The organism is Paenibacillus sp. Soil766, assembly GCF_001428105.1.
Lineage (GTDB): Bacteria > Bacillota > Bacilli > Paenibacillales > NBRC-103111 > Paenibacillus_E.
Map to the genome: position 1 here is coordinate 104,278 of NZ_LMSJ01000034.1, position 25,309 is coordinate 129,586.

Consider the following 25,309-nt stretch of genomic DNA (forward strand, 5'->3'; position numbering starts at 1 on the left):
GTTATGAAGAAACGACGGCTGTTGATCGCGACCGCTTATCTTTTATCCCTGCTTACTTCAGTAAGTTCCACGGCATGGGCTGAAGAGCTGTCGTCATCTGAGAATAAACAATACCAAACTAATTTTGCAGATACGTCGTTGCTTGGTGGTGTAACCTATACGCAGCAGTATTTTCAAGTTGAGAACTATTGGAACGTCACAAGCGTTGAAGTTCATCTCGACTATGAGATTTCGGGCCTGATGCAGAATGACCGATCGAGTGTAACGTTATCGATAAATGGAAAGCCATTTCATTCTTTTCGTCCAGTTATTCAAGAAACGAAACAACAACAGCTGACAGTCCTTGTACCCGTTTCGTATATCGTGAAAGGTGTTAATACGCTAACTGTTCAAGGAAATTTCGAAACAACCTCACAGCTTGCAGTAAATGCTTGTTTGCCGACGGATACGCGAGATAATTGGTTGCAAATTGCTAAAACTTCACGTATTTCTGTGAACTACGCCAACACGCCAATTCAAAAAAATATCCGGGATTTTAATGAACATTTTATTGGCTTGGATACCATTAATGATGGACAGAATGCTATTGTAATTACAGAAGGTGAAAGCAACTTGGCCGTGCTTGAAGCGGCAACTTACGCGCTATCTGGATTTGCTAAGGTGAATCCTGTTTCGGAAAAGGGGATCCCGATCGTTACATACAGTGCAGATAATTTGAAATCGAAGCAGGCCATTATTCTTATCTCCGTCTATAACGATCTACCTGAAGAAGTAAAGTCAACGATCCCATCTGATGATTTGGATAATAGGGCAATCATCAAACTAGTCACGTTTGCAGGAAAACCGACCTTGGTAGTCACTTCCATTGACACAGCCTTACTGGTGAAAGCGGCACGATTAATCGGAAATCAGTCATTGTTGACACAACTGGACACCGATACGAAAGTAGTCGATCTAACCACAGAGGTAGAAACGCCAGCCGCGAGTGTTAGCCGAAATATGACTTTAACGGAGACGGGCGATAAGCTTGTCGGTGACCGTCATCGTGAGAGAGCTTATTTCATTTCACTGCCAGGAAACCGTTCGATCGCAGATGCGAGCAAGCTGAGCATTAAGTATCGTTACGCAAAAAATCTAGATTTCGATCGATCCATGGTTACGATCTTAATCAATGATACTCCGATTGGCAGCAAGAAATTATCTACCGAGCTCGCAGACAATGATCATATTGATATTGCTATCCCGAAAACACTAAATATTAGTGGAAATTTCACTGTAAAAGTGGCTTTCGATTTGGAACTCAAAAATGCAGGCTGTATGGAGAATCAGGATCAAATGCCTTGGGCGTTTGTAGAAAAAGATTCAATGTTACAGCTAAATACCAAAGATAAAGCGGATATGCTTTTTAACAACTATCCTTATCCATTTCTGAGAGATGGCAGCTACAATCAATTGGCAGTCGTACTACCCAAAGAGCATGATACATACATCTATCAAACGATTACGAACATATTTAATTTATTAGGGCGTTACGCGCAAACCAATGCGGGGGAAGTCCTTTTTTATCAAGATAATGTCGCGGCCTCACAGCTTAAAAACCGCGAGGTCATCGCCATTGGCAGCTATCAGAATAACCAAGTGATCCGTACAAATAACGACAAGTTATATTTTCAATATAATAAAAACGGCACAGGCTTCGTCTCCAATGAAAAAATGAGTATCGAAGCTAATTACGGGACTCGCATAGGCTCGCTGCAATTGATAGATTCGCCTTATGGGAGCGGCTTTGGGCTGCTTGCCGTGACAGGGAGCAGTTCGGAGTACGTTTATCTGGCTTCTAAACTTATCGGCTCGGAAGGTACGTTGTGGAAAGTGTTCGGTGATGGAGCCATAACGGACATCGACGGGCAAATTAATGCTTTTCGTTTTAAAAAAATAACGACGGCTGAGCCATCAACTGTATTGACGGATGTCATGAATCGTAAAGATGTTCTGGGCTTCATGATTGCCGTTGTACTTGTTGCTTCCATGGTCATTCTCTCGTTTATCCTGCTAATTCGTAAATACCGGAAGAAGCGGAGGGATCGTCGGTGAGGCGTTTACAAAGCAATATGGTTTCCGATGGCGCTTTTATTTTGCTGATTATTGTTTGTTTCGTTTGCATTGTATTTACCGCGGGTAATCCGAATCTCTATATTCAGAATATCATTTTCTTGAACATTGCATTTTTAATCGCGATCGTGACTTACTTTACAAACGTTACAACAGGATTGATTTTGAATATCCTTTTCATCTTCGGTTATGGTACATTCACGTTGTATCAAACGGTCATTGTCGGTGGAGTCGTTGGACCACAGAACTATTTCTGGCTCATCATGACACCACTATTTACGATCTCAACGTGGCTGCTTACTTATGGGAATCAACAGCTTCAGCTGGAAAATGAACAATTGCAGAAAGCCAATAAATCTCTCGCAACTGTAGATGCCAAAACTAGTTTAAAGAATACCTTTTCGTTTCAATCCGATGCGACCACCTTCATGGCGCTGTCCGTTCGTTATCACATCCCGTTAACCATGCTAGTTTTCAGCGTTAAATACTGGGATGAAATTCGCCGTATTGTTGGTGAAGAGCAGTTGATAGAGGCTGTACTTGACCTTTCCCAAGTGAGTCAGACCAGCATCCGTACGAATGATTCACTCTATTTGCTCAATAAGGAAAATCCAATGTGGGGGATGTTGTTATTTACAGATCGAGCTGGCGCATCTATCGTGATTGATCGATTGAGAAGTAGCGTGGAAGAGCGAAACAGAGATGAGTACAGGGAGAAGTTTCGGGTCGAGCTAGTCTTGAAGATGGGGGCGATCGAGTATGATGCTAAGCTAGTTCCTAACCCGTTGGAGTTTATTACGCTGGCCAAGAAACAGTTGGAATTTGATGTTTAGATATAAAGTGCAGATCTCAGTCATTGAGGGTCTGTACTTTTTTTTGCAATGATTAACAAGTGAAATGGAAGCAAATACTACTTGTGAACAATTAGCATAATTGGAAGGGAGGCTATGATTTGTCTATCGTGACCAGCCTTCAGCATCATTTTGAACAAGACAAGGATTATGTCTCTCGCCAAATCTTGTTTGGGTCTGATTCGATATCCATTCTAGGATTAAGAACACTTATTAATTTTCCTCAATCCATTTCCATGGTGCGTGATCAGCTACACACGAATGATGGTGTTGAACACTCAGCACAAGTTATGCTTCGAGGACTAGGTCATGATATTTCCAATATGAAACTGGAGGAAGTCATTTCCGAATTATTAGATGGGATGTTAATCGCCGTCCATGAGCCTTCCTGTACCTGTGTTTGCATCTTCCCGATTGCTCAGACCTTAACTAGGCAGGTATCAGTACCATTAACAGAAAATGTGGTTCGCGGAACAAGCAGTGCGTTTAATGAGGATATTGAGATTAATATAGGTTTGCTTCGAAAACATATGAATACAAGCGAATTGCAAGTGCAGACGTATTCATTCGGTGATGTATCGAAAAATCAATTGGTTCTAACCTATTTAAATACGCATATTCAGCCTACGCTTCTAGCTTCGATTACCCAAGCACTAGCAGCGAATGTACACAGGGATTTAAGCACGGTGCAAGAATTATCGGAAATATTTGGGTTTTCAAACTTTACTCTTGTTACTCGTTACAACACGACAGAGCTGCCGCAGAGTGCAGCACGTGCCATGAAAAATGGTAAAGCGGTAATTTTCATCGAACGATTTCCATTCGCTTTGATATTACCCAGTCTTATTTCAGATCTGTTTGTGATCGAAGATGATGCCAATCATCCGCAAGTGTTCGCCGCGGCGCTGAGATTCATTCGCATCGTGGGTGCTCTGATAACCCTGATAATCCCAGGCTTATATGTGGCCTTAGTTTCCGTGAACCCAGATGTGCTGCGGTTCGAGCTTGCACATTCAATTGCGAAAAGCCGCGTAGATGTTCCCTATCCAGCGATCGTAGAGACATTATTGTTATTGTTTGTTTTAGAATTGATTTTGGAAGCCATCGTTCGTCTGCCTCCTAGTATTGGACCTACAGTTTCTATGGTAGGCGGGATTGTACTAGGGCAAGCAGTGGTAGAGGCGAAATTAGTAAGCAGTCTGCTTATCATTGTACTAGCGGCCACAACCATTTCCAGTGCGACAGTCGTCGGATATCAGAATGCGCTATCCATTCGCTTATTTAAATACGTACTTTTAGTCCTATCTGCCATCTTTGGTGTGCTTGGTTTGTTATTCGGGATTGTTATTATCTGCTCCTATTTGGCAGGTGTCAAATCTCTTGACGTTCCTTATTTGCAATTGAACCATCCAGAAGGTGAATGAGATGCTTAAGAATTTTCAAGTTGCAGTCGTATATATCCTCACCCATCTGGGGTTGATCTTCTTCGTTTATCCAACGGACATCATAGCTAGTACACGGGAAGCACACTGGGCACCTGTCTTGGTAGGGTTCACGATCCATATTACTGTCATTTTTATTTATCTGAAGGGACTTGGCTATTATCGCAATCAAAATATTGTTCAAATTTTGATCAACAAGAATAAATTCCTTGCATGGCTGACATTATTCCCAGCTTTTCTATACTTGTCACTCGTTATCGTAATTACAATAAGAGCGTATGCTGAAATCATTTCGATTGTCATTCTTGCCGATACACCGATTTGGATGTTAATGTGTTTATTGCTTGGGATTCCTGTATTTATGATCATGCACGGAGGTATTAAAGCTCTATTGAGAACGGGGATTTTATTAGGTATCTTATTTCTACCTCCCATGCTTTTCGTCATGGTTTCCTCTTTTCAAAACATCGATTTTTACTATGCACTTCCACTGATCCCTAAGGATCCGACGAATCTATTCTCATTTCTAACCCACTTTTCCTATTATAAAAGTCTGTTTGCATTCGCAGGTGGCTTTTTATTTTTGGGTTTTATTCCTTCCTCTTTGACTTTTAAGCCCAAAACCATTTATATCAGCTTCATTGTGATCTTCCTATTTTTTCTTCTATCCGTCTATATTCCGATTCTGACATTAGGTGAAGAATCCGCACGACAGCTTGCGTTCCCCTTCATTTTTACAATTGATACGATAGAAATAAACTGGCTCATGTTTGACCGAATTACAATATTTTTTTTATTGAGTCTAATTGCGTTTGTCATGCTTTTCATCGCACTTACCCTATGGCAAATTGCCTGCTTAATAAGGTGTAGTGTACAAAAAATACCGAACCTGTATCTCTTGTCAGCTATTGCAATTGTCGTGTTTATCATTTGTTTATTTATACCGGAGTGGGAGGACGTTGAAAGGCTCTTGCAATGGAATTCGTTTCTTCGGTTATATGTTTGCCTTGTTATTCCTTCCATTATATTCATTGTAGGGTATCGACATCACAGACAAGTCAGAGAAAGTTGACGTGAATCATATGTTGAAATGGATCGTTCCAACACTATTGCTGTTCATTCTTAGCGGATGTTGGGACAACAAAGATATTAATCATCGTTCCTTACCGATTGCTATGGGTGTTTCTTTCAATCAAGGCAGCTATTCCGTTTTTCTTGATATTCCAAAAGTAAGTAACCGAGATACCATCCAAGTTGTATCGGAAAGTGGGGACAACATTAATGAAATCATAGACCACATAAGCATGAATATGGAAAGCGAAATCGACCTTCTCCATTTAAAAATCATTATTGTCGACAAAGAGTTTGCCAAACACGGTCTAAATGATGGCGTTGCCAGCCTGATTCGTTCTAGGCATGTTTCTCCGAAAACATTATTCGTGATCTGTGATGAATCACCCGAACGTTTCTTTCATAAAATGGATCAAAATTCTAGTGATGGGACTATGATTTATGATTTTTTTCAAAGAAATAGTGGGTTAAGTCCAGAGATTGCCTATACGCAAACGTGGAAAATTTTTCGGAGCATTCATTGCTTCACAAACGATGTTGTGATCCCCATTATCAAATCAGGAAAAACTACAGCGATTGAAAGCACAGGTTCGGCCATTATGAAGAATGGCAAAATGGTGGGGCGACTTACGAGTGAAGAAACCTTACTTATTAATGTGTTTAATGGGAAGCAGACGCAAGGTAAGATCGAAGTGACAGGCAAGGCAACGGTTCAAATTGTAAGTAATCATCTGACCTATAAAAGCTCGTTCGTAAATGACCAACCTCTGTTGAAAAGTAATCTGAAATTAAAGGTAATCTTATTGGATACACAAGGAAGTACAACATCAGCATCTATAAAAGATGAACTGAGTAAGCTGGTGATGGAACGATTTGAAACATTATTTGAGAAAATTAAACTCGGTGGAGCAGATGTTCTTGGGGTAGGCCAATACTTCCGAGATGAATTGATGCGGTCCCAACTGGAAGAATGGCGCATACAGTATTTCACAAAGTTGAAGATTGATTTGGAGGTTTCAACATCGATTCGCAATACGGGGAATTTGAAAGGTACTTAAACATCAATAGATTATCCAAAGAGACGTCGCCGTAATTGTAGCCGCATGCGTACAACACGATCGACATCTCGATGGAAATCGTTATTTAATTGTCTAGGAGCTGTACAAAGCGCCCTCACACGGACTGCTGCTGAAGCAGGTAGTGATAGATGCCCTTCTGCTGGATAAGCTGCTCATGGGTGCCGCTTTCTAACACAGCACCTTGATCCAGTACGACAATGAGATCTGCATGACGGATCGTACTCAGCCGATGTGCAATGATGAGCGTCGTCCGGCCTTTCAGCATCTGATTCATATTTTGCTGGATAATTCGTTCAGATTCCGTATCGAGAGCGCTTGTCGCTTCATCAAATATGAGAATCCGTGGATTGTTGACGAGTGCTCGTGCAATGACAATTCGCTGACGCTGACCCCCAGACAATCGGATACCACCTTCGCCAATGATCGTATCATAGCCTAGGGGCAAACTATTGATGAATTCGTGGGCACCAGCAAGCCGAGCTGCATGCTCTATTTCCTCTTGGGTCATGTTATCGCCACTCATGGCGATATTTTCTCTCACCGAGCCGCGAAAAACCATCGTTTCCTGCTGGACGACGCCCACCTGCCGACGAATGGAAGCGGCATGCACCTCACGTAGCGGATAACCGTCCACATAGATAACACCGCCAGACGGCTCCAGTAACTTCAGCAACAAATTGGCTATCGTCGATTTACCAGAGCCACTCCGTCCGACGAGCGCTACGGTTTGACCAGGTTTAAGCTCCAGATCGAGGTTTTGCAGGATCATATTCCCCCCGCGATAGTACTGAAACGTTACTTTATCAAAACGGATGTGCCCTTGAATAGTTGGAAGCATTCGCATAGCGTCTGGATCTGGATGCTCAGGGGTCGATTCATATACATCGTTCAGCCGCTCCATGGAAATACGCGCCTCCGATAGCTCTCCGCCACGTTGCGAGATCATTTCCACAGCGAACATAAAGGATGTGAACAGAACTGTAAAAGCAACGAGAGAACCTACACTGAGTTGTCCCTCCATGACGAATTTGGAGCCGAAATAGAGTACTGCCACGTTGCTCAAGGAACGTAAGCCCGATGAGGCAGCTTTGGCGACTGCTTCAAGCCGGTTGCCTTCCAACCGCAGCGCAAGCAATCGGCTCAGCTTGTTCATTAACTTGCTGCGGATTGTACGCTCCATGGATAGCCCCTTGACGGTTGCGATCGCATGCACGGCCTCAACAATTTGCGTCTGGGATTCGCCTTCGGCATTGAGCTGCTTGCGAAGATTTCTGCGTATTTTGGGCAGCAGGTAAGCATAGAGGCCGATATATAGAGGCAAGAGCGCGAACGAGAAGAGCGCTAAAGCTAGATGATAATAGGCCATCAATCCGCCATATACGAGCAGAGTCATCAAATCAAGCAGCAATTCGATAGCGTGGTCGGTCATTAAGCGGCGGATTTTTTCGTTTTCATAAACCCTTGTCAAGATATCTCCTGACGTTCGTTTCGTAAAATAGGAATAGGGAAGATGAAATAGCCGCCTATAAAAGCTTTCTAACATTGGGCGATCGATGGCATAGGCAAGCCGTCCGATCAGTATCTGGCGTATGGCGATGCTCAAGATATTACAGCAGATCAGTACAAGAAGCGCGAATATAATAGTATGGAGAAGCTGCCAATTAGCGGTGTTCAAAACCCGGTCAAAAATTAGCTGTGTGACGATTGGAAAAACAAGGGAAATCAACTCGATGACAACGGCGATGCCTAATGCTGAGTAGAGTATCTTCTTGGATGGGCGGATAAAATCCAGATAACGTGTCCACATTAACTCCTTGTCGTCCAATTCAGCAAGGGAATTTGAAGGCTGTATGATGACAACCAAACCAGTCCAATGCTTAGTAAAGGTATCAAACGATAACGTATCGAGATACCCCATACCTGGGTCTGCTACAACGAGATTCTGTTTGCCGACCTCATAGACGACAATATAATGGTTGCCGTTCCAATGTGCAATGAAAGGAGTTGTCAGCTCTGATAAAAGGCTTCCTGTCGTTTTGAGGCCTTTGGCTGAAAAACCGAGCGACTCGAGTGTTTCAATAAGTCCTTGCATAGAGGTTCCTTCGGCTCCTATATTGCAACGCTCACGCATTCGATTAACGCTTGCGTTCATCCCATAATAACGGGCGATCATGGTTAAGCATGTCGGACCGCAATCCATCTCGCTCTGCTGCATGAGCACAGGAAACTTGCGACGCCATTTCCAAGCTTTCCAAGGTTGACTGGATAGCACGGGGGATGGCAGCGATTGGCTCGCAGTGATCTCCATATCGGTGTAATTCAACTCTGGTTCATTCTCCTCGGGAGCCGCAACCATCTTCATCGTAGTGGATGAATAGTGAGAGGCAATTGAGCGGATCGAGTCCAGAATAACTGGGTATTCGCGGATCAGTTCATCGAAGTCCGTCTTTGATAGGCGGAAGGCGTTTACCGTTTCGGATGCCCGAATCGTTGCTTTGCGTGGTTCTCCTGTCAAAAGCGCCAATTCTCCAAAGAAATCTCCGGGATACAATCGGTTGACGATCACTGCTTCAGACCCTATTTCTACAAGTGCCGAGCCGCTTTTTAAAATATAAAAGGCGTCGCCGATCTCCCCTTGTCGAACGAGGCAGTCTCCGGCATTGAACAAACGGACTTCCAAGCTGTCGAGAAGCGAACGTAGTGCACCGTGATCGACATGGGTGAGTACCGTGTTGTTTTTTAGAAATGTACGGATAATATCGGATGCAATAAATTGCTTGAAGTAGTTGTCGATTGCTGGGTACTGAGCGACCATGTCTTTAAATTGGCGGCTGTCTAGACGCAGCACCTCTAATTGAGTGGACGCACGGATCGTAATCTGCGGGGCAGTCTCTCCATCCAGCAGACTGATTTCACCGAAATGCTCGCCAGGAAGGAGCAAACCGAGATTCGTTTCCTTGCCTGCGGTATTCAATCCAATTTTTCTAGCTTTGCCGGATACGATGATATAGAAGGAATCCGTGGAGCTTTCTCGGTCTACAATCGTTTGCCCCATTGTGTACGTTTCCGACTGCAGTTTATCGGCCAGCAATTGCTTTTCCTCGACGGTACATATATCGAACAGCGAAATATTCTGTAATTGTTGTATTCGGTTATTGATCACAAGCTTCATCCCTCACCTAAACGCCATATCTCTTCGTCTATCTCCAGCGACTGTTGGTAAGCCTCCAGTTTCTTTAGGAATAGCTGATCCCTAATGCTCGCTTGGATCGTCTCATCCAGTTGTGATGGATACAAGTCATCCACAAGAATAAGGTGGTACTTCCCTTTACGTTCAAAGGGACCAATTAATGAACCAACAGTTGTGTTAAATACTTCAGCTGCCTTTTCTGGTTCTAGATCTGCTCGGCCTATCAGGCCGATGTACCCGCCTGCTTTGGCAGTGGTCGTATCTATTGAAAATTGCCGTGCCAGAGTGTGAAAATCGGCGCCTTCCTCCAAGCGAAACAGGAGCTCCTGAGAAGCTCCATATTCGTCTGTAACAATCGTAGAAATTTCAGCTCGTTCGTATTCGTGAGCCGTTTCAAGAAAGTGCCGTGTGATATCATCATCGGAGATAAGATGCTGGGCCAATGCTTCTTTGAGCACCTGCGGCTTCAGGAACGCGACGAGGTCATTCAGTGTCATGTCCTGCAGATTGAGCCATTCATTCGTATCAGCGATTGTAAATAATTCATTCGCTCGCCGAAACCGGATTAGTGCTTCCTGAAGATCAGCGGAATTGGCAGTGATCCCTAAGGTGTCAGCCCAATATTCGATAGAAAGGTCGTCCCTGCAGCAGCTTATCGCCGCCCAAGCAGGATCAATCCGCAGTCTTTGAAGCAGCTGTTTCAAATTCATCGTTTTTTGGTTGATTCGTACTGTAATAAGATCTGTTGTAATCAAATTTCCATTCCCCGCATTCGTTCATTCCTGTAAGTATTCTAGCATGCAGTGTCGTTTTTTTGCGATTGCTTTATTTTAATAAACTTAAACAAAACTTAAACAAGCTGTTATAGGCTTGATGCATGATGAAAAGGAGGAATTGCATATGGCTGAAAACAATGAGAAGCAGTTGAACGAAGCAAACATCGTAGAACTGACAGATTTATCACAGGAAATGTCCGAGCAGCAGTTGAAGGACGTAAAAGGTGGAGATTGGGTAGTCGGTACGAAGCCCAAAGTTGGTCCTAAGCCTACAAGAATATAAACAGCAAAGAAACCCCTATCGTATCAGACGCTTGGGGTTTCTTTTTATTATAATGCGCCAAATTTATAGCCGAAACCGCGGATTGTCAAGATATAGGTAGGGTTCGCAGGATCCTTTTCGATTTTTTTTCGGAGATTGTGGATATGTACCATAACGGTACGCTCGTGACTGTTCCCATTCAGGCTCCAAATTCGTTCATAGAGCTGACTAACGCTAAATACGAGCTTGGGATGTTCCAAGAGGTGCAGCAAAAGTTGAAGTTCTTTGGTCGCTAAGGAGGTAGGTTGGTTATTTACAAACACCTCTAGCCGTTTCTTGTGAATCTTGAGCCAGCTATCCTGCCAAACGTCGGCATTTCCGTCATTATTATTCTGCCTTCCCGAACGGTAACGGCGAAGACCTGCCTGTACACGCGCTACGAGCACTTCCGGCTCGAACGGTTTTGTTACATAATCGTCTCCGCCTATGTCGAGTCCAGCTACAATATCTTGAGGCTCTTTTTTACTGGTGATAAAAATAATCGGAAGATCGGATTGACGACGAACCGTTTCCACAAGCTTAAGGCCATCCATACCGGGCAGCATAATGTCTGTAATCAGCAAATCGTAGGACGAACGTTGAAACAAGGTCAGGCCTTCTTCCGCATCCAAGGCGATGTCAATTCGGTATCCTTCCTGGCGCATGTAGATGGCGACAAGATCACAAATATCGGGATCGTCTTCAACTAGCAGAATGATTGTATCCATATTCTCCTCCTTCAGCAAAATAGTTCGTATCGGCTCGATAATCTCTGATTTTGGCGGCAAGTATAATCGAGAAGTCGCTTCCCTCGCCAATTGTGCTGCGTACATCGATCACCCCATGATGATGTGCGATAATTTCCGTGCAGATCGCTAGTCCTAGACCGCTTCCAGACCTCGACTGTCCATGTGCACGGTAATTTCGTTTAAAAATGTGAGGTAAATCGGACTCTGCTATGCCGATTCCATGATCGGTCACGTGGATGACGATGTAACCATCCTCCGAAGCTTCGTTGAATTGAAGTTCTGTCCATACTCGTATGTGGCCCTCCCCTGGGGTATATTTGATGGCGTTCGAAATCAGATTGGCAAATACACGCTCAAATCGAAAATGATCTAATACGACGATCAACTCCTTTGTAGGGGGGAGGAGTAAAGTCGGTTCTTCCCATATCAGTTCGATTCCTTGTGCGCTCGACTCGGCTGCGTATCTTTGACTTAATTGGCGAAGGAAAGGGAGGATCGGCACTTCAAACATTTGTAACTGAATTTCACCTGTTTGCAATTGGCTGAGTTCCACGACATTATCAATCAGCTTTTCTAGCATCAGACTTCGCTCGTAGATACGGCCAGCATATTGCGGTGCGTCCGCTTCCGAAATCACGTTATTATTCATGGCTTTGGCAAAACCTTTAATGGCAGTAATCGGAGTTGACAAGTCATGGTAAACTTCCGAGAGCAGCGTGCTTCGCACATGCTCTATGCGGATGAGTTCCTGGTTACCCTGCTCCAGCTGTAAATTCAACGTTAGAAGAGTGGTGGTCCGCTCCTTGATTGTCTCCTCTTGCGAGGCAATAAGGCTATTTAATTCTGCCGCCAGACGCTCTGACTGATTGACCGCCCTTGTGAAATGCAGCGATACATTCAGTAGTTGGGTTATCAGAAAAAACAGCAGCCCGAAAGAAACCGATCCGCCGAACGGCACAAAATCTGTATAGTACAAAATTTCGTGAATGACGGTGGCGAAAAAAACGAAAAAGCCGATCATATTTGCTCTGGATCCAATTCGATGGCGAATCGCAGCGCGAATATAGGTGTACATGACGTACAAGAATACGGGAAGCAAAAGCAAGATTACGTAAGGTACCATGAGCTGCGTATACCATTTGGCTGTCGTTACTATCACCAATGCCCCGAAGCCGGCTAAGGCGAACACAAATAAACGGAAGAGCCGTACATTTGCTTCTAGCGGGTACTGTTTATTCACAAATGCACCTATACTGAGAATGGTGACGATTTCCGATAGGTACTCCAGCTTAACGCCCCATTCCCAGGACAAGGCAGGAAACAGAACATACGCGTAAGACGCTCCCAACAAAGATGACCTTGCACAGATCGCCAGACAGATGAGGCCAAACCACAATGCGGCATGTTCCTGTTTGCGTGAGAGATAGAGCATAACAGAGAATATTGCCATGACCAGCAAACAACCACTAACAACTCCCCAGACCATGACTTGATTTCGGTGAAGCGAAGCTAACTCATCTGCTTCCCCTAGCTCGATGCTCTCCCAAATGCCCCCAGTCCGCTGCGAAAAATTGGAAACCTGTATGACAATTTCGTTATTGCCTGATCGCGGTAAAAAGAAATACACCTTCGGATAGCTTCTTGGAACCATGCTCATGGTATCGGTGCCAACGGTACCGTTGCCGTTCATTAGCAAGCCATTGACCCACAATCGGTAAGCGGATGCTACATTATTGAAATATAGACCAAGGGGCTGAAGGGCGGCCTCGTCAGATAAAGTGAATTTCATTCGATATGTTGCATATCCTTCATTCGATAATGCCTGTTCGTGAATCGCGTACGACTCCCACTGAGCAGGTATAGCAACAGTCGATGCCTCCCCTGGAGAGATAGAATCAAAATCGTCGGGATCGATGAGACGATTCCAATAAAACTCCCAAGGTCCGTCTAAAGAAATGACACCGTCTTTGTGAGGATGCCATTGCTGTAGATCCCTTTTCGATGATGCATCATTCGGTTCTATTACCGTCGTCCAAGCCATCTTTGGTGCGTAACTCCACATCAGCAGGCCGATTAGTAACCAAGCAGCAAATCTCATCATCCAACTCCCAACACCTGCATTTTGGACGATGCATACGCCCAAATTATTCTATTCAACTCTCCTAGGAGATAGGTCTTAAGTCACAGCTGCTATCGCATTAAGAGTCTATAAAGTGTATTATCTGAAAAAAATTGTCGAATATCAAGAGGGAAATCGATATACTAATTAGAATACAAATGAAGGATATCCCACATGACAAACCAAGCACAAGATAAACGAAATGACGATGAAGAAAGTAAATGTTATTTGAGCTTAGGAAACTATTACAGGAATGCGGGTATTCGCGATAAAGGAATTTATTATTATACGAAAAACTACGAATTGAGTCTGGGTAAAGAGAATATAGAACTGGAAAGCAGAACTTAACTATCCAATGGGACTTGGACGAGCGTTGTCCAAGATAAAACGGAGATAGATCGCAGTGAAGCTGAGGCTAAGCTCAACAACATGAATTTGAGTCATAAAACCGAACAGGCTGAAAAAGAAGCACAATTTATGCAAAAGAAAAATAAAGGGCTCGCGTCGGCTTTACCAAACTAAGTGCTACGCTTTCACCTGAGAAGCTTATTCAATTTCTGAATCGAATTTTCCTTAGCTTCGACCAGTTGATCATCCGTCATAACGTCGAGAAAATTAAGACCATCGAGGCTTTTGGAATAGCTGTGAGGGAGAATAAACGGATGTTTGCGTGAATCATTTATATTTTGAGTGAAAGTGACATGTAAACAATGATCACATGATAAATTGAGGGGGCAATTATGCATCCGGTTAGTCCAGATGATCCAGCTGCAAGATATGCGATTTATAAGGTTTATGGCGGTGAGTGCTTTTATCTGAATCGCCCATTGGACAAAAATTTTTATAAAGAGCAATCACTTGAAAAAAACATAGATTTTCACTTGCGTCTCGTTGCAGAACGATCTGATGAAAACCTTGTTCATTTTAATCAAAATGATAACAAAGTAAGGATTATTTGGGATATATGACATTTTGAAAGTAACCCGGAACTTATTCGGAAGAATGGGTATTGGGATGCGATTACATCGCTATCTTTCTCGAATAGATATACATACTATTGTTACTTATTTAGAACCTGTGAAGGAGAAGATAGAAATTCAAATGCTTTTTGATAGATGGGTTTCTGAGTAGCATATTACCACTTTTGTTTGGTTTTATGGAAGAGACTACCAACTTTACAAACAACGAAATATGTAACTCTTTATGTACACAAACATCCTTATCTAAAAAGGTGACTTTGGGAGAAATCGAAAAACTAACAGCTGAGAGGGTCTGTAAAACTCATAACCCATGTCCATCAGACATGGGTTTTTCTTTATGTTGTAAGGTATGTTAAGCTAAATATATCGATAAAAATACCCTGGAAAAGGAGGTGATGCCCTTGATAACTTCACACAAACCCAATAGATTAGCAAAGGAAAAGTCACCTTACTTGCTGCAACACGCACATAACCCAATCGACTGGTTCCCATGGTCAGAGGAAGCTTTTGAAAAAGCGAAGCAGGAGAATAAGCCTGTGTTCCTATCTATCGGGTATAGTACTTGTCATTGGTGCCACGTCATGGCACACGAATCGTTCGAAGACCAAATCATAGCTAATATGTTAAATAAAGATTTCATTTCTATTAAAGTAGATCGGGAAGAGCGCCCCGATATCGATCATATCTACATGGCGGTGTGTCAGGCAATGACTGGACAAGGCGGCTGGCCGCTTACGGTGTTCCTCACACCTGAGAAGAAGCCATTTTTTGCAGGGACATATTTCCCGCGCAACCGCAAGTATAATCGAGCAGGTTTGGTTGAGATCATTGCTCAGCTTGCAGCAAAATGGAGGGAAGACCCTGAGCGAATACGCGAGCTTGGTGATCAAGTGACTGTTGAAACGACTCAAAGGTTGCTCGAGAATCAAACTGGCGGCACGTTGACAGCAGAAACACTAAATGAGGCATTTCGCTTATATACGTCCAATTTCGATCCCGAAAATGGTGGATTTGGTACGTTTCCGAAATTTCAGACCCCACATAATTTGTCATTCCTGCTCAAATATTATAAGAAAACGGGGAATGAGCTGGCGTTAGAAATGGTTGAAAAAACGCTGGACACTATGCACCGTGGGGGCATTTATGATCACGTTGGGTTCGGATTCGCTAGATATTCTGTTGATGCCGAGTGGTTAGTGCCTCATTTTGAGAAGATGTTGTATGATAACGCTCTTATGGTGATGACGTTTGTTGAGGCGTATCAGGTGACTGGGAAAGATCAATACGCCGAGGTTGCTGAGCAAATTATTACGTATGTTCTACGTGATATGACGGATGAAGGCGGCGCTTTCTATTCCGCGGAAGATGCCGATTCGGAAGGCGAGGAAGGTAAGTTCTATGTCTGGACGATGGACGAAGTTGAGGACGTGCTAGGCATTGACGAGGGAGATCTGTATAGCGAGATCTATGGTTTGACGGAGTCGGGGAATTATGAGGGGAAAAATATCCCGAATCTACTCGACACGACGCTGGCGTCTGTGGCAAAGCGGAAGCAAATCCCGCTGGATGAGCTGAAGCAGCGGTTGGAGGTTGCCCGCGTCAAGCTGTTCGCGCATCGCGAACAACGAATTCGTCCGGGCAAGGACGATAAAATTCTGACCGCGTGGAACGGTCTGATGATCGCTGCGCTCTCCAAGGCGGCACGTGCCTTGGACAAGCCGGAATACGCGTCTGCCGCGACGAAGGCCGCGAACTTCATTCTTCGCGAGCTGCGCCGCGAAGACGGTCGCTTGCTCGCTCGCTATCGCGATGGCGAAGCGGCGTTCCTGGGCTACGTGGACGACTACGCGTTCCTCGTATGGGGACTAATCGAGCTGTACGAGACCACGTTCGAGCTGCGCTTTCTACGTGAGGCGGTCCAGCTGAACGCAGAGATGCTTCGTCTCTTCGGAGACGAAGAGCGGGGAGGGCTCTTCTTCTACGGCAGCGATGCCGAGCAGCTGCTCACCCGTCCCAAAGAGATCTACGACGGCGCGATGCCGTCGGGGAATGGAGCAGCCGCGCTCAACATGCTGCGGCTGTCCAGGCTGACCTACGACGCGAAGCTGTCGCAGGCAGCGGAAGAACAGCTCCAGGCGTTCGCTGGTGCTGTCAGCAAGTACCCGCCGGGCCACGCGCTAACGCTGGCCGCACTTGATTTCGCTTATGGCGCAGCCAGCGAAATCGTGATCGCCGGCGACCCGGCGAAGCCCGAGACGCAGCACATGCTGCGCGTCGTGCAGCGGCAGTATCTGCCGAATGCGCTGCTGGTGCTTCATCCGCCTGGCGCGGCAGGCGAAGAGGTGCGCCAGCTGATTCCGCTAGTTCAAGATAAGCTCCCGCTTGGTGGCCGAGCTACAGCGTATGTCTGCGAGAACTTTGCCTGCCAAGCACCGACACAAGATGTGGAGGAGCTTGAAAATCTCTCTTGTCTCGAAAAGTTCTCTTCACTCAAAAATCTCCCCACAGAAAATCTCTTCTCCAATAACTGATAATAATTATCATTATTGGTTACAATAGTAGTAGAAACATAAAAAAGAGGCCCGAAGGCCTCTTTTCAAGCTCTCTTTTCAAAATCTTGCGTCATCTCACCGATGAACTAAACCTTGGATTCAAATGTTTTACAATCTGTTTCTTCCGAATTGCGCGCTTGATCACTACCGTGGTGGCTCACGATCGAAATCGAGCTAGCTTTGCATTTGTTTTCATTAGCCCAGTATTTGCAGGAATTTACTTCACACATTACGTCTTTTGCCATGTCTCTCTCACCTCCCCTACCTCATAGGGTGGGCGAAAGGGACCTCTTTTTATACATAGCGCTAAAAATAACTTGTGTACACGAAAAACGGGAGTACGAATATACTTGAAGTAGCGCATCAACGAACTTCAAGGGGATGAAGAGATGGCGGAGAAGAATGAGCAGCAAACCTGTGTCAGATGCAAATACGTTGCCGTGAAGGAAGATAGATACTGCATACGTTGCGGGGCGCCGCTCAAGAACAAATGCACCAAGGAGAAATCCCTTATGCACAAAGGGTGTTATAAAGTTAATAAGGCAGATGCCAAGTTCTGCGCGGATTGCGGTACGGAAACGACGTTCAGCCAGTTGGGTCTCATCTAAACAGAGTAGGGGCTTATTCAATAAAAAACCTGAGACAAGGACGAAGTCCTCAACTCAGGTTTTTTTATTTACTCACCGAGCAGTTTTTATCTTCTCACCAAACAGTTTTTTATCTTCTCACTAATTTGGCTTTTCTCGCTCAATTTGTCTGCGTATCTACTTCTTCTGCAACACAGCCTGCCATAAATCCGGTGTATCATAACCTAAACGCCAAGCCGCGACACCAGCGATATCATACTTCTTAGCGATGTCCATACGAGCAGAGACGGTAGCTTGGTTCTCCACCCAGAATACGTAAGTGAAGCCATTCTCTTTGTACTCGACCCGATACTGTCCGAATTCGTTGTCCCACGTTTGCGTGGTCGATTTGGAAGCCATAAGCGCAGGAATATCTTTCATGAGAACGGTACGGTTCCCGACTAGTGCACCCTTGGCATCTAACTGCCATTCGCGTACATAATACGGGATGCCTAGAATGATTTTATCTCGTGGGATACCGTAGGATAAGAACTCTTGAACTCCGCCATCGGCCCAGGGAATGCCAGCGACCGATCCAGGTGAGGTGCTTCCTTTCCAATACTGATCGTAGGCCATGATCACCATGTAATCGACAATGCCACCAAGCTTCTCATGATCAAAAGCAGATAGATGATTCCATTTAACACTGCCGCGCGGCAAATCAATGGAAATGACTAAGTTTTTGGCATGTGCGGCGGTTGTCAATTTTGCAATAAACGCTGTAAATGCATTGCGATCAGAACCTGCTAAGCTTTCGAAGTCAACATTGATCCCTGGAACCCCCAGTTGCACGGAACGGTTAACCAAAGACGTAATAAACTTGTCTTGCGCAGCGCTGTTTGCCAGAAATTGCGTAGTTAAGGTAGAACTAAATTGATTGCTAACTAATGGATATACCGTATATCCGTTTCTTTGTAACCATTTGACCGTATCAGCATTCGACGTATCCTTAAGGTTACCTGTGTTATCTGCCAACTCGAAATAAGAAGGAGAATCGACGTCAAGTCCAATCGTATTAGATACATGAGCTTTAATAACCTCTGCGCCAGAACTGCCGTTCCAGCCCCAGACTTGTAGTTTCTTGAAATTATCCCAGAGTGTACGATGCTCGAGCGTTTGAATCGATGCATTACTATACAGTTTCCCGTAGGATAAGGCTTCTGGTAAAGTTCTGAACTCACCAATTAGATTGGAGCTCTGATACACTTGATAAGACGCATAATTGTTCCAAATCTTACGGCCTTCCCGGTAAATAGCGCTATGTCCCCATAGCTTTGCATAACTTATGGCTTCATCTATAGATGTGAATTCCTGCAGCAAAGTGTCATTTTGAAATACTTTATATTGTTTAAGGTTGCTGTAAACGGTTTGTTTGGAAAGGATATTGACGACCGTGGAGTTCCCCCAGTTGAGCGCCTCTTGAATCGCATCTTCTAAGGAAGCAAATCCCCAACTTGGCGCTGAAAATGTACCTTGAAATACCTTGTATACCACGCTGCCTGAACGATTAGCCTCTTTATTGGCTTGGGAGATGTTATCCCAGACCCATCCATTCGAGTTCAAATCGATAATATGTGCATTTCCCCACTTTTTGGCTTCCGCAATGGCGTCAGTGAGACTCGTAAACTTCCACGCATCAAGTGTAATTTCATTCTGATAGAGTTGATAACGCGCATAATTGTTCCACACCCAGCCTGTAGACTGCAAATCCCGCACACTCGCGTTCGTCCATTTCTTGGCTTCGGCGATGGCCTCATTCAATGTGGCGAATTGCCACTCCGGCAAGGTAATATCTTGTTGAAATACCTGATAACGCGGGAGATTACTCCAAACCCAAGTGCGTGTGCCGATTTCTTCTACGTGGCTGTTCGAAAACCATCTGGCATACGCTTCTGCCTGTGCATATGTTGCAAATTCCATGAGCACCTGATTGTACTGGTAGACGCGGTATTTCGTCGTTTTGTCTATACTGGATGGACTGTTGCTTGCTGCAAGAACAGTTGAAGGTACCGTCATCGAGAGAAGTAATGTACCGCTGAGTATCCATTTTCCTATTTTCATTCATTCCGCCTCTTTCTAGTAAGCTACTCTATTGGACGCTTGAACTAGTAGATTGGTTGCGCTATCTGATAGATGGAAGTTCATGGGTGATCGCGCGAAATTGGACGATGACCTGAGTTTTTAGTAACATGAGAGATATTGGTTTACCGTGATGAACTTAAGGTGAGGGGAATACAAATGATGCAATATCCAGAGGCATACACCGATTATTTATGTTATTTTCACGGAGCGCGGGATTATTTCGAATGTCATGAAGTTATGGAAGAGTATTGGAAAGAACATCCCAAGGATCCTGCCAGATTAACGTATGTTGGGCTTATCCAAATAGCGGTGGGGATGTATCATAGCCGTAGAGGGAATTATGCAGGTGCTGTGAAAATGCTGAAAAGTGCAGCAAATAACCTCCTAGCGGAGGATGTTCGCGCTTTGGGGCTTGACGATGTGGAACTGCAAGCAAGAATTGCACAGGCTTGGCAGGCGATCGGAAACGAAAACTATCTCTTTGAAGATATGAATTTGCCTATTTCTGATCCAGAGCTGTTGCATTTATGTTTGGAATTATGTCAGCTTAAAGGGTGGGGCTGGCAAACGCCAAGCCCGATGTCCGATGATATGATCATTCATAAGCACACACGAAGAGATCGGTCAGAAGTCATTGAAGAGCGAGCGAGACAACAAGTTATTCGAAAGGAATTAGGTGATAACCGATGAATACAGAAGGTAAAATTCTGGTTGTTGAAGATGAACCCAATATTTCTGAGGTTGTTAAGTTATATTTGGAGCACGCGAATTATGAAGCGATACAATTGTTTCGCGGCGGCAACGTGCTGAAATCCATCATAAGCGAGAGACCTAGCTTGGTGCTGCTCGACATTATGCTTCCGGACATTTCAGGTTACGAGTTGTGTGAGCAAATTCGCAAAATGGATGCTCCTTTTCATCATACACCGATCATTTTCTTAACTGCGAAAGGGGAGTCCCTGGACAAGCTGAGAGGTTTTAATTTGGGTGTAGACGATTATTTAGTGAAGCCGTTTGACCCGAATGAGCTCATTGCGCGCATTAAGGCTGTACTACGGAGAACTATGCAACTTCCTGCTGATATGTCTGGGCCGCAAAACTCACCTCGTAAATGGTTGGAAATGGGCAATATTATGATTGACTTAGAGCAGTATCGTGTAACGGTTGGCGGGAATCGTATTGAATTAACTCCGAAGGAGATTGAACTTTTATTTTTCTTGATGAGTAACCCAGGTCGCGTGTTTACACGTGAAGATTTACTTGGGTATGTGTGGAATTTTGATTTCACAGGGGGAACACGTACTGTGGATGCTCATGTGAAAAACCTAAGGAAGAAATTAGGCCAGCATGAGACTTGGAATATTCAAACCCTTTGGGGGATCGGGTACTCGTTTGAGGTTGTTCAGCATGTTTAAACGTTGGATCATGGGGAAATATAACAGCTTATATATTAAAATTTTCCTCTCCTTTCTAGCGACCTGCGTGCTGTTTTTTATTGGGCTTTTCGTTTTTTGGAATTCTTATTTTACGGATCTTTTTTACAAGGATAAGATTGAGCTTCTTGAAAAAAGAAATACGGAAATTATCCGATTATTGGATTCGGTTCAGGATGGCACGATTTCTACACGTGAGCTGAAATATACCGTTAGGATTTTAGCCAGAAGTATTAACGGGCAAGTCTGGCTGGTTGATGAGAAAGGCAATATTGCTAACGGTTCATCGGATAGCGAAGGAAGAGCGATTCCGAAGCAGATGGACGCATTGTATATTGATGGCTTGCATGGCCATACAGGGCATAGCATGATAAATCTAGAAACGTCGGATGGGAAGCGCAATTTATTTGCGTACTACGCACCTTATCAATTGAACGAACAACCGATGGTCATCATTCTTCATTTCCCTTCAGAAGATATTCGAGAGGTCATATCTGCTGTACGTCTCAATCTTTGGTTACCTTTGCTGTTCTCTTTAATCGCAGTTGGCATCATTCTGTTCGTTGTGTCCCGTAAACTCGCAGGGCCGTTGCAACAAATGAATCGTGCGGCTTTAGAATTGGCTCATGGAGATTTCAAGACACGTGTACCAGTCAATTCACAAGATGAAGTTGGGCAACTGGCAAGAAGCTTTAACTTTATGGTGGAGAAATTGGAGGAATGGGAGGAGACGAGGCAAGAGTTTCTGGCTAACGTCTCTCATGAACTCAGATCACCATTGACCTCTTTACGTGGTTTCATTGTTGCCATGAATGATCATATTATCCCGCAAGAGAGGTACCCGCATTATTTACATATTTGTGATCAAGAGGTACAGCGTTTACAACGACTTGTAACAGATCTTCTGGACCTTGCTCAGATTCAAAATGGGGTGGATGTATTTCGCTTACGCCCTGTTGACATCATCGAATTAGTAGAGGATTCACTCGAGCTATTGAAGCCTGCTTTGGTGGAGAAGAACATTTCTTTACAACTGATTTTACCTGATGAGAATGCAGATGGTTGTTTCGTGCAGTTAGATCCGGATCGATTTGCGCAAATCATTCGTAATTTAATGTATAATTCGTTGAAATTCACCCCAGAGGGGGGGACTTTAACTGTCGGCTTAGAAGAGCAGGAGAAAGAAGTTCGCTTGTATATTAGAGATACAGGGACAGGGATGACGGAAACCGAATTATCAAGAATTTGGGATCGATTCTATAAGGCCGATGAAGCTAGAACGTCCAGTTCGGAAGCTATTTCGGGAACAGGTTTGGGACTTACCATTGTGAAACATCTTGTCACAGGGATGAGAGGCTCTATAAGTGCTCGCTCCCGTATTGGCAAAGGAACGGAGTTCTGTATCGTTTTTCCTCGAAACTCCAAAATGTTCACAAATTCGTCACAATAGTATCATACTTTATACACATTTTTCGCCTATCCTTTTGCTGATGGATAGGTTTTTTTTGTGGGGGTGTATGTTGGTGAGCAGTAGTACACGCAATAGCTTGTTGTGTGTGATTCTCACATCCTTCTTGTTAGTCGGTTGTACCGTAGAGGGTACTGGACAAGCTAGCTCCTCTGTTGTGAACCCGACTATGCCTGCTTCCGGTCAAGCCTCGCAAGAGCTCCCTACGGCTGAAGATGTACAGAATGTAACAGAACAGCGACTAGTTATGCTATTCCAAGGGTTAATCGTAATGGATCAACAACCTTTATTAGCATTGACTGCCGAGCAATCTCGATCCATTTTGCCCATCGTTCGCAAAAGTGAAGAAGAAGGCAGCATTGACGAATCCGAACGAAAAGCAGTCATCCAAGTGTTAACGAATGAGCAGAAAGCTTATCTGGATGAACAATCGAAGCAATTGAAGCAGCGTATCGCAGAACGAGTGAAGACTCACAAGGACGCTTTATCAGCTGCTGAGAGGGAACGATTTGTAAACGCTTTCGAAAAGAGGAGGAAGTCAGAGCAAGGGGTTGAAGCTGGTGTGACAGAGCATATAAACAATGCAGCACCATCTGTGGAAACACGAGGATTGGGGACTAGTGTTGAACAGCAATTAATCGATTTGCTGGTCTCGAAATTGTAAGGCCGAGTACACAAGCGTGAGAATAGTGGAACATTGCTAAGGGGGAAGTAACAGAATGAAATTTTTTCGCAGCAAATGGTTCATCGTAATTGTCGCAATCATCGTTTGTGCAGGTGGTACCTATGCCTATTTGGCGAAAGGGAAGAAAACCAAATCTGCAGAGACGAAAGAAGTTACGGTTGATGTCAAAAAGGGGAATATCCGCTCTTCTGTTTCGGGAACAGCTCAATTTGAGCCTAAAGATACACAGACAATTTCCTCAACGGAAAATGCGAGTATCAAATCGATTAACCTGACACGTAATCAATCGGTTAAAGCGGGAGATGTTCTCATTGAGTTGACAAGCTCAAACTTGGAAAACGATCTGCAAGATGCCAAAGTAACTTATGAGCAACTAGAGAAGGATTTGAACACGAAGCAACAACAAAAAGGAATAACAGGTGCTAGTGCGCCAATTAGCGGGAAGTTAACGTATGCCAATATTGATGTTGGCGCTACGATTAATAAATCAACGAAAATCGCTACGATTGGCGATGCAAGTACGTTAACAGTAACCCTGCCATTTTTTGTTGAGGATGCTGGACAATTACATAAAGGTGATACGATCGACATAACGGTTGACGGCTTCATGATCACCAAAACGGGCACGATTGCGGCCATTTCTAAAGATCCAAGATCGGATGGTAAGGGTGGTAAGCTTTTCGATATTGATATACATATTGAGAATGACAATTCCATGGATGCAGGAATGAATGCAATGGGATCTGCAACTATTGGCGGACGCGCAGTGGATTCCCAAGGGAAAGCTGCTCTTCAGTACATACAAGTAGCTACAGTACTTGCAGGAACGTCCGGCAGTATTTCCACATTGCCTTTCAAAACAGGTGTAATTGTGCATCAAGGCGATCTCCTTGCATCCTTCGTGAATGACACATTAGATGATGATATACTTACGGCGCAAGCCGCACTAGAGCGTCAGAAATTAAAAGTGGATGCTGCGCAAGATCGCGTAACGGCACTGAAAATTCTAGCTCCTTTCGATGGTGTATTCTCAACAGATTTCGTGAATAAAAAAGTGGATATTCTTAGCAACTTCCGACCAGGAACAAGAGTTTCAAGCGGTACACAGTTTGGTACGGTGGCAAGCTTTGCCAAAATGCAACTTCCCGTCCAAGTGGATGAGCTAGACTTACCTAATATTAAAGTAGGAATGAAAGCTGAAATTAAAGTTGACTCCTTCCCAGGACGCAATTTCCCAGCAGAAGTGACACAAGTTTCGACGGTTGGTACAACAACAAACGGTGTAACTTTCTATGATGTTATCCTAGCTACAGAGAATAAAGATAACCTATTGAAATACGGGATGACGGCAACTGGCGAAATTTTGATTCAGGATAAGAAAGATGCGCTCTATATCCCGCCAGAAGCGCTTCAACTACAACGCGGTAAACGTGTGGTTACCGTGAAGAAAGCGGATGGAACAACAGAGCCAGAACATGAAGTGAAAATTGGTATTCGTTCGACAACGCAAATTGAGATCACGGATGGTCTTAAAGAAGGCGATAAAGTTGTAGTGCCTCAAGCTGTAAGAAGACAGCAAAATTTAAGCCAAGATGAGATTAATCGTTTAAGACAGCAATTCCAGCAAGGCGGCGGTGCCGGCGGAGCAGGCGGCTTTGGCGGTGGTGGAGCTGGTGGCTTTGGGCAAGGTGGAGCAGGCGGAGCAGGTGGTAATGCCGGAGGCGGTGCTGCACAGCGTACTCAAGTTGGCGGTAATGCTGGTGGCGGTAACAGATAATGCTGCCCTGAAAGGA

The 25,309-nt window shown here is 44.3% G+C and carries 21 protein-coding genes and 1 pseudogene; 16 read left to right on the forward strand and 6 right to left on the reverse strand.

Annotated features, from left to right (window positions below):
• The first annotated feature begins 3 nt into the window (after nt 1-3).
• The 5 genes from ASG89_RS24000 to ASG89_RS24020 all read left to right on the forward strand — a co-directional run bounded on the left by ASG89_RS24000 (nt 4) and on the right by ASG89_RS24020 (nt 6,534).
• Nucleotides 4-2,094 carry a cellulose biosynthesis cyclic di-GMP-binding regulatory protein BcsB gene (locus tag ASG89_RS24000; protein WP_057313548.1) on the forward strand — a complete coding sequence of 697 codons (2,091 nt, stop codon included), beginning with the start codon at nt 4-6 and terminating at the stop codon, nt 2,092-2,094.
• Entirely contained in the window at nt 2,091-2,945 is an 855-nt protein-coding gene (locus ASG89_RS24005) for a hypothetical protein (protein ID WP_057313549.1), read from the forward strand. Before ASG89_RS24000 ends, ASG89_RS24005 begins: the two co-directional genes overlap by 4 nt.
• A gap of 128 nt (nt 2,946-3,073) precedes the next feature.
• Nucleotides 3,074-4,387 (forward strand): spore germination protein, encoded by a 1,314-nt coding sequence (locus tag ASG89_RS24010; protein ID WP_235549917.1) that lies wholly within the window; start codon nt 3,074-3,076, stop codon nt 4,385-4,387.
• 1 nt (nt 4,388) lies between these two features.
• Nucleotides 4,389-5,477 carry a GerAB/ArcD/ProY family transporter gene (locus ASG89_RS24015; RefSeq protein ID WP_057313551.1) on the forward strand — a complete coding sequence of 363 codons (1,089 nt, stop codon included), beginning with the start codon at nt 4,389-4,391 and terminating at the stop codon, nt 5,475-5,477.
• A gap of 10 nt (nt 5,478-5,487) precedes the next feature.
• Nucleotides 5,488-6,534 (forward strand): Ger(x)C family spore germination protein, encoded by a 1,047-nt coding sequence (locus ASG89_RS24020; RefSeq protein WP_057313842.1) that lies wholly within the window; start codon nt 5,488-5,490, stop codon nt 6,532-6,534.
• 115 nt (nt 6,535-6,649) lie between these two features.
• Here the strand turns inward: ASG89_RS24020 and ASG89_RS24025 are convergent, their stop codons facing one another.
• Both ASG89_RS24025 and ASG89_RS24030 read right to left on the reverse strand, forming a co-directional pair.
• Nucleotides 6,650-9,727 carry a peptidase domain-containing ABC transporter gene (locus ASG89_RS24025; protein ID WP_057313552.1) on the reverse strand — a complete coding sequence of 1,026 codons (3,078 nt, stop codon included), beginning with the start codon at nt 9,725-9,727 and terminating at the stop codon, nt 6,650-6,652.
• Nucleotides 9,724-10,500 (reverse strand): peptidylprolyl isomerase, encoded by a 777-nt coding sequence (locus ASG89_RS24030; protein WP_057313553.1) that lies wholly within the window; start codon nt 10,498-10,500, stop codon nt 9,724-9,726. The genes ASG89_RS24025 and ASG89_RS24030 overlap by 4 nt, the downstream gene beginning before the upstream one ends.
• Nucleotides 10,501-10,645: 145 nt before the next feature.
• Between ASG89_RS24030 and ASG89_RS36625 the strand changes: the two genes are divergently transcribed.
• Entirely contained in the window at nt 10,646-10,804 is a 159-nt protein-coding gene (locus tag ASG89_RS36625) for a hypothetical protein (protein ID WP_157276782.1), read from the forward strand.
• Between the two features lie 47 nt (nt 10,805-10,851).
• Here ASG89_RS36625 and ASG89_RS24035 read toward each other — a convergent pair whose 3' ends face one another.
• Nucleotides 10,852-11,550: a response regulator transcription factor gene (locus ASG89_RS24035; protein WP_057313554.1), complete on the reverse strand. Its 699-nt coding sequence runs from the start codon at nt 11,548-11,550 to the stop codon at nt 10,852-10,854.
• Nucleotides 11,525-13,672, reverse strand: a complete 2,148-nt coding sequence (locus ASG89_RS24040; RefSeq protein WP_157276783.1) for an ATP-binding protein — start codon at nt 13,670-13,672, stop codon at nt 11,525-11,527. The genes ASG89_RS24035 and ASG89_RS24040 overlap by 26 nt, the downstream gene beginning before the upstream one ends.
• A gap of 192 nt (nt 13,673-13,864) precedes the next feature.
• On the opposite strand from ASG89_RS24040, the gene ASG89_RS36630 reads away from it, so the two are divergent.
• The 4 genes and pseudogenes from ASG89_RS36630 (at nt 13,865) to ASG89_RS24050 (ending at nt 17,201) form a co-directional block, all read left to right on the forward strand.
• Entirely contained in the window at nt 13,865-14,038 is a 174-nt protein-coding gene (locus ASG89_RS36630; RefSeq protein ID WP_157276784.1) for a hypothetical protein, read from the forward strand.
• Between the two features lie 167 nt (nt 14,039-14,205).
• A pseudogene (locus tag ASG89_RS38695) lies at nt 14,206-14,364 on the forward strand (adenylate/guanylate cyclase domain-containing protein); the annotation flags it as partial.
• A gap of 66 nt (nt 14,365-14,430) precedes the next feature.
• On the forward strand, nt 14,431-14,658 hold the full coding sequence (locus ASG89_RS24045) for a hypothetical protein (protein WP_057313556.1): 228 nt from the start codon (nt 14,431-14,433) through the stop codon (nt 14,656-14,658).
• Between the two features lie 407 nt (nt 14,659-15,065).
• Entirely contained in the window at nt 15,066-17,201 is a 2,136-nt protein-coding gene (locus ASG89_RS24050; protein WP_057313557.1) for a thioredoxin domain-containing protein, read from the forward strand.
• 107 nt (nt 17,202-17,308) lie between these two features.
• Here ASG89_RS24050 and ASG89_RS35805 read toward each other — a convergent pair whose 3' ends face one another.
• On the reverse strand, nt 17,309-17,467 hold the full coding sequence (locus ASG89_RS35805) for a DUF1540 domain-containing protein (RefSeq protein ID WP_082593545.1): 159 nt from the start codon (nt 17,465-17,467) through the stop codon (nt 17,309-17,311).
• Nucleotides 17,468-17,611: 144 nt separating this feature from the next.
• Between ASG89_RS35805 and ASG89_RS24055 the strand changes: the two genes are divergently transcribed.
• Nucleotides 17,612-17,830 carry a hypothetical protein gene (locus ASG89_RS24055; RefSeq protein WP_057313558.1) on the forward strand — a complete coding sequence of 73 codons (219 nt, stop codon included), beginning with the start codon at nt 17,612-17,614 and terminating at the stop codon, nt 17,828-17,830.
• A 156-nt stretch (nt 17,831-17,986) separates the two neighbouring features.
• On the opposite strand, the gene ASG89_RS24060 is transcribed toward ASG89_RS24055, so the two are convergent.
• Nucleotides 17,987-19,909 (reverse strand): glycosyl hydrolase family 18 protein, encoded by a 1,923-nt coding sequence (locus ASG89_RS24060; protein ID WP_057313559.1) that lies wholly within the window; start codon nt 19,907-19,909, stop codon nt 17,987-17,989.
• A gap of 177 nt (nt 19,910-20,086) precedes the next feature.
• Here ASG89_RS24060 and ASG89_RS24065 point away from each other — a divergent pair, with 177 nt between their 5' ends.
• From ASG89_RS24065 to ASG89_RS24085, 5 genes are all read left to right on the forward strand, one after another.
• Complete coding sequence (locus ASG89_RS24065) at nt 20,087-20,620, forward strand: DUF309 domain-containing protein (protein WP_057313560.1); 534 nt, start codon at nt 20,087-20,089, stop codon at nt 20,618-20,620.
• A complete protein-coding gene (locus ASG89_RS24070; protein WP_057313561.1) occupies nt 20,617-21,345 on the forward strand; it encodes a response regulator transcription factor in 729 nt (242 codons plus the stop codon). The genes ASG89_RS24065 and ASG89_RS24070 overlap by 4 nt, the downstream gene beginning before the upstream one ends.
• Nucleotides 21,338-22,813, forward strand: a complete 1,476-nt coding sequence (locus ASG89_RS24075; protein ID WP_057313562.1) for a sensor histidine kinase — start codon at nt 21,338-21,340, stop codon at nt 22,811-22,813. The genes ASG89_RS24070 and ASG89_RS24075 overlap by 8 nt, the downstream gene beginning before the upstream one ends.
• A gap of 73 nt (nt 22,814-22,886) precedes the next feature.
• Entirely contained in the window at nt 22,887-23,495 is a 609-nt protein-coding gene (locus ASG89_RS24080) for a hypothetical protein (protein ID WP_057313563.1), read from the forward strand.
• 55 nt (nt 23,496-23,550) lie between these two features.
• Complete coding sequence (locus ASG89_RS24085; protein ID WP_057313564.1) at nt 23,551-25,293, forward strand: efflux RND transporter periplasmic adaptor subunit; 1,743 nt, start codon at nt 23,551-23,553, stop codon at nt 25,291-25,293.
• The last annotated feature ends 16 nt before the right edge of the window (nt 25,294-25,309 follow it).